We start from the raw sequence: 2,017 nt of genomic DNA on the forward strand, positions 1-2,017 counted from the left end.
TCTGCCACTCATCCCATCATCAAATCAATTATTACCCATTTTTTATCAATTAATTCTCCACCAGAACCTATTTCTTGGAGATACGGTTAGGGCTTCTATAAGGAAGAGAAAGTTTTTTGTTCGCCTAAGCGGAACGGAGTTTTATCGCTCACTTGAAAATAGGGTTTGTGGAGCGTGATATCAGATGTATCACAGAGCGCGTTTTCATAGCGTAGTATTGGTCATTTGTCAAAAAAATTTAGATGCGTTTTCCCTGAGAGGGAAACAGGTTTAGTTAAAATATCCCCATTTATGGTTGCCAGTAGTAAAATGTAACGGTTGTTTTAGTTGTAGATAGAGTGTGATAGAACGTTACACCTTACCCGAAATGGGTGAACTTTGGACTGATAATGCCAAGCTGAAAACTTGGCTACAAGTGGAAATAGCTGTCTGTGAAGCTCAGGCAGAACTTGGCTATATACCTGCTGAGGCAGTAGTAGAAATTAAGGCCAAGGCAAATTTTGACCGGGAGCGGGTGCTGGAAATTGAGGCAGAAGTCCGCCATGATATGATTGCCTTCTTAACAAATGTTAATGAATATGTTGGTGATGTCGGACGTTATATTCACCTGGGTTTAACAAGTTCTGATGTTTTGGATACTGCTCTGGCATTGCAAATGGTTGGGAGTCTGGATGTGTTGTTGTCATGTGTGGAAGAGTTAGGGCAAGCTATTCGCTATCAAGCACAACAACATAGAGAAACTTTCATGGTTGGGCGTTCCCACGGTATTCATGCGGAACCGATGACGTTTGGTTTTAAATTGGCGGGATGGTTAGCGGAGGTTTGTCGGCATCGCCAGAGGTTAGTGCAACTACGTCAGAATATTGCTGTGGGTAAAATTTCTGGAGCAGTGGGAACTTATGCAAATATTGACCCCAGAGTTGAGGCGATCGCTTGCCAAAAACTGGAACTTGAACCAGATACAGCTTCTACTCAGGTAATTTCTCGCGATCGCCATGCTGAGTATGTACAAACCCTTGCTTTATTGACTGCTTCTATTGAACGTTTTGCGGTGGAAATTCGTAACCTGCAACGGACTGATGTTTTAGAGGTTGAGGAATATTTTTCTCAAGGTCAAAAAGGTTCGAGTGCAATGCCTCATAAACGTAACCCTATCCGTTCGGAAAGGTTAACGGGAATGGCGAGAATTGTGCGGGGTCATGCTGTTGCTGCTTTGGAAAATGTTGCCCTTTGGCATGAGCGTGATATTTCTCATAGTTCGGTAGAAAGGGTAATTTTGCCAGATGCTTGTATTTTGACTCATTTTATGCTTAAAGAAACTACTGAGTTAGTTAAGAAATTGTTGGTATACCCAGAAAACATGAAGCGAAATATGAATGTTTATGGAGGGGTAATTTTTAGTCAACGAGTGCTTTTAGCTTTAGTAGAAAAAGGCATGATACGAGAAGATGCTTATAAAATTGTTCAGTCTTGCGCTCATCAAGCTTGGAATCAACCCAATGGTAATTTTCAAGATTTAATTAGTCAAGATGAACAGGTAAAAAGTCAATTATCTGAGGCAGAAATTGCAGCTTGTTTTGATCCGAAACATCATTTAAAACATTTAGATGATGTCTATCAAAGATTAGGTATTTAGTAAGCAAACAGCAGTCAGCTATCAGCTATCAGCTTCTAACAAAAATCTACATTTCCTACGACAGAATTGTATAGGTTTACAACTCAAATTCGTCGTTATTGTGCTTCAATTCTCTAGTTAAAAATGTAGCAGAAGTTAAACTAATACTTGCTTCATTCATTCAAAAGCTAATAGCTGAATGCTGACATTACTCAATGATTAATAATTAATAATTACCAAAAAATCAAGGTATAAAGCCTCTCTTTTCAAGGAGAAACAAAAAAAAATTTTCTTTTATTCAATCCTCTTCCTTTTAGGGAGAAGTAATTATCAATTATCAATTATTGAACTGTTCGTCAATCCTCTTCTTTTCAAGGAGAGGTAATTCTAAATTCTAAATTC

1 protein-coding gene is annotated in these 2,017 nt (G+C 38.6%); it reads left to right on the forward strand.

Features of this window, described 5'->3' with window-relative positions; translation table 11 throughout:
* The first annotated feature begins 340 nt into the window (after positions 1–340).
* Positions 341–1,636, forward strand: coding sequence for an adenylosuccinate lyase (purB, locus tag AFK68_RS00505; RefSeq protein ID WP_094670786.1), 1,296 nt, complete (start codon positions 341–343; stop codon positions 1,634–1,636).
* Positions 1,637–2,017 lie beyond the last annotated feature (381 nt).

Origin of the sequence: Hydrocoleum sp. CS-953, from assembly GCF_002260545.1 — a bacterium.
In the GTDB taxonomy this organism is placed as follows: Bacteria; Cyanobacteriota; Cyanobacteriia; order Cyanobacteriales; family Microcoleaceae; genus Trichodesmium.